This window comes from Sulfitobacter sp., from assembly GCF_041552635.1.
Lineage (GTDB): Bacteria > Pseudomonadota > Alphaproteobacteria > Rhodobacterales > Rhodobacteraceae > Sulfitobacter.
Genome location: NZ_JBFEKM010000257.1, coordinates 1 through 3958, shown reverse-complemented (window position 1 = coordinate 3958; position 3958 = coordinate 1). Strand labels below are relative to the sequence as shown.

The window sequence follows — 3958 nt, the reverse complement described above, 5'->3', positions numbered from 1 at the left end:
GGATCGCTGTCGGGATTTATCATCCGGGTTGGGTCCAGACCAGTATGGGCGGCAATATGGCTGCCATTACGGTCGATGAAGCGGTTATGGGTCTGGTTGACCGGTTTGCAGCGTTGGATATTGCAACCACGGGATGTTTTGAGACATGGGACGGGCGGGCGCATCCTTATTGATTTAGGATTCGGTGCTTTGCCCAGCGATTTAAGACTCGGGGCTTTGCCCAGTGATTTAAGATTCGGGGCTTTGCCCCGGGCCCCAGGATATTTTTGAGCCAGAGAAACGGCAAAATGCTTGGGCTTGCTAAGGGCACGGCTTGCGCGTAAACCGCGCCGGAGTTTTGCAGCGGGGGACCTATGCCTGTTCTGGTGATGAAATTTGGTGGCACATCAGTGGCCACACTGGATCGTATCAGGCGCGCAGCCAAGCGCGTCGGTGTCGAAGTGGCCAAGGGCTATGATGTGATCGTGATCGTATCAGCCATGTCCGGCAAAACCAATGAATTGGTGGGCTGGGTCGGTGAGACATCGCCGCTTTATGATGCGCGTGAATATGATGCGGTCGTATCAAGCGGTGAGAATGTGACCGCAGGTCTGATGGCGTTGACCTTGCAGGAAATGGACGTGCCCGCACGCAGTTGGCAAGGATGGCAGGTGCCGGTCAAGACGACCTCGGCCCATTCCTCGGCGCGGATTGAGGAAATTCCGTCCGAGAATATCATGGCCAAGTTTGCCGAAGGCATGAAGGTTGCTGTTGTCGCAGGGTTTCAAGGGGTGAGCCCAGAGGGTCGGATTACCACGCTGGGGCGCGGGGGATCGGACACCACGGCGGTTGCGTTTGCTGCCGCATTCGACGCTGAGCGTTGCGATATTTATACCGATGTGGACGGGGTCTATACCACCGATCCGCGCATCACATCCAAAGCGCGCAAGCTGGATAAGATCGCATTTGAAGAGATGTTGGAGCTTGCCTCGCTTGGGGCTAAAGTCTTGCAAACACGGTCTGTTGAACTGGCGATGCGCTATCGGGTCAAGTTACGCGTGCTGAGCAGTTTTGAGGAACAATCGGACGAAGCTGGAACGCTGGTCTGCGCTGAGGAGGAAATCATGGAAAGCAATGTTGTATCGGGCGTCGCGTTTTCGCGGGACGAAGCAAAGATGACCCTTGTGTCGGTTGCCGACCGGCCGGGGATTGCTGCGGCGATCTTTACCGCGCTGAGCGAAGGTGGCGTGAACGTTGACATGATCGTTCAGAATATCTCGGAGGAGGGGCGCACGGATATGACGTGGTCTTGCCCTGTTGACCAGATCAAGCGCGCTGAAAAGGCGATGGACGAAGCCAAGGCCGCAGGCAGTGTCAATTTCCATGAACTGATTGCCGACACCGATGTGGCCAAGGTGTCTGTCGTGGGCATCGGCATGCGCAGCCATACCGGTGTGGCTGCAAAGATGTTCCAAGTGCTGTCCAACGAGGGCATCAACATCAAGGTTATCACCACTTCCGAGATCAAGATTTCGGTTCTGATCGACCGCAAATACATGGAGCTTGCCGTTCAAGCGCTGCATGACGCGTTCGACCTCGACAAGGCTGCGTAAAGGCTGAACCCGAACCTGAAGCTGGGGGAAATAACTGGGTTGCCTGAAGCATGGGCAGCCCACAGTTGTTTCAGCGTGTTGTTTCTCGTTTGGGTAGAGTAGTGTCTTTCCTAGGCAAGGGCAGGGGTGCTAAGGCTTGGCCAGATCAGAGGTTTCACTTTTTCGGTCTCTGTGGTCTAAGCTTGCTTTGCGGAGGAACAAACTGAAATGCCCGATGGGATCGAAACAGAAAGCCGTAAGCTGCTGGGTCGTTTGCGCGATGCGATGGCGAGCGATGAAGCGGGGCAGGCCCGGCTGGACAAGATCACCAGTCTGATCGCCAGCTCAATGGGCTGCGAGGTCTGTTCGATCTACCTGTTTCGCGACGAGGATACGCTGGAGCTTTGCGCAACTGAGGGGCTGAAATCCGACGCCGTGCACGAGACGCGCATGAAAATGGGCGAAGGTCTGGTGGGACGTGTGGCCAAGCGCAAACGGATCATCAACACGCCCAACGCCCCGCAAGCGCCCGGTTTCCGGTTTATGCCCGAGACCGGAGAAGAGATTTATTCAAGCTTCCTAGGCATTCCTGTGCAGCGCCTTGGGGAAACTTTGGGTGTGCTTGTGGTGCAATCCAAGGCCGCACGCGAATTTTCTTCCGATGAAGTTTACGCTTTGGAAGTGGTGGCCATGGTATTGGCTGAAATGACCGAGTTGGGTGCTTTTGTCGGCGAAGGTGCCGCAATGTCTGCGCGCCACAGCCAGCCTGTTCTGATCCGTGGAACGGTTGGTCAGGAAGGTGTTGCCGAAGGGCATGTCTGGCTGCACGAGCCTCGGGTAGTTGTGTCGAACCCGGTCGCTGACGACCCCGAGAAAGAGACAGAGCGCCTGAATGTTGCTGTGGACGAACTGCGCATCAGCGTCGATCAGATGATGACAATGGCTGGCGGTGACAAGGACCAGCGGCAAGTGCTGGAAGCCTACCGGATGTTCGCCAACTCCAAAGGCTGGATGCGCCGGATGGAGGAAGACATCAGCCGCGGGTTATCCGCCGAAGCGGCTGTTGAAAAAGAACAATCGCTGGCGCGGTCCCGCATAGGGCAGGCGAGCGATGCCTATCTGCGTGAACGGTTGTCGGATCTGGACGACCTCAGCAACCGCTTGCTGCGAATCCTTACCGGGCAGGGATCAAACACCGGTGCAGAGATGCCGGTGAACCCCATTCTGGTCGCGCGCAATATCGGTCCGGCGGAATTGCTGGAATATGGCCGGTCCCTGCGCGGGATCATCCTTGAAGGAGGATCGGTTGGCAGCCACGCCGCAATCGTCGCGCGGGCGCTTGCGATCCCGTTGATCGTGCACGCGGCGCGGATCACCAATGACGCGTTGAATGGTGACCGTATCATGGTGGACGGCGAGCAGGGGGTGGTACATCTGCGTCCTGACGATAATGTTGTCGCCGCATTTCGCGACAAGATCGCAATGCAGGCTGCGGCGCAGGAACGCTATGTCTCTATCCGCGACAAGCGGGCCAAGACGAAATGCGGGCAGATCATCGGTTTGCATATGAATGCCGGTCTGATGGCTGATTTGCCTTCATTGGAGGGATCTGGAGCCGAAGGCGTTGGGCTGTTCCGCACCGAATTACAATTCCTGATCCGCAGCCAAATGCCGAAACGTTCTGAGTTATCAGCGCTTTACAGCCGTGTTCTGGATGCCGCCAGTGGCAAGCGCGTGGTGTTTCGCACGCTTGATATCGGGTCGGACAAAGTGCTGCCCTATATGAAACCGAATGATGAGCCAAATCCGGCTTTGGGGTGGCGTGCGATCCGGGTCGGGCTTGATAAGCCGGGGATCATGCGGATGCAATTGCAGGCGTTGATCCGCGCCGCGAACGGGCGCCCTTTGACGGTGATGTTCCCGTTTGTTGCGCAATTCGAAGAATACCGCGCCGCACGTGCCGAGATGGACAAGACCTTGGCGCGGGAAGAACGACTGGGCCATGTGCTGCCGTCCAAGATCGAAGTCGGTGCCATGCTCGAGACGCCTTCGCTAGCCTTCGCGCCAAAGAAGTTCTTTGAAGAGGTCGAGTTTCTGTCGATCGGCGGCAACGACCTCAAGCAGTTTTTCTTTGCGGCTGACCGAGAGAACGAATTGGTGCGGCGGCGCTATGATACTTTGAACGTAAGCTTTTTGACCTTCCTTGAGGGCATCGTCGGGCGTTGTCAGGAAACCGGGACGCCGCTGTCCTTTTGTGGCGAAGACGCAGGCCGCCCTGTTGAGGCATTGTGTTTTGCCGCGATCGGGATCACGTCGCTGTCGATGCGACCAGCGTCCATCGGGCCGGTCAAGAGCCTGCTACGTCGGTCTGACTTGAACGAGGTGCG

At 57.2% G+C, this 3958-nt stretch carries 2 protein-coding genes and 1 pseudogene; all 3 read left to right on the top strand.

Annotation, left to right across the window (positions count from 1 at the left end; all coding sequences use genetic code 11):
• Positions 1-173 (top strand): annotated as a pseudogene (locus tag ABYT07_RS19550) (short-chain dehydrogenase); the annotation flags it as partial.
• Between the two features lie 180 nt (positions 174-353).
• Entirely contained in the window at positions 354-1592 is a 1239-nt protein-coding gene (locus ABYT07_RS19545) for an aspartate kinase (RefSeq protein WP_372993689.1), read from the top strand.
• Positions 1593-1799: 207 nt separating this feature from the next.
• The coding region (ptsP, locus tag ABYT07_RS19540) for a phosphoenolpyruvate--protein phosphotransferase (protein ID WP_372993688.1) at positions 1800-3958 on the top strand (2159 nt) is incomplete at its 3' end.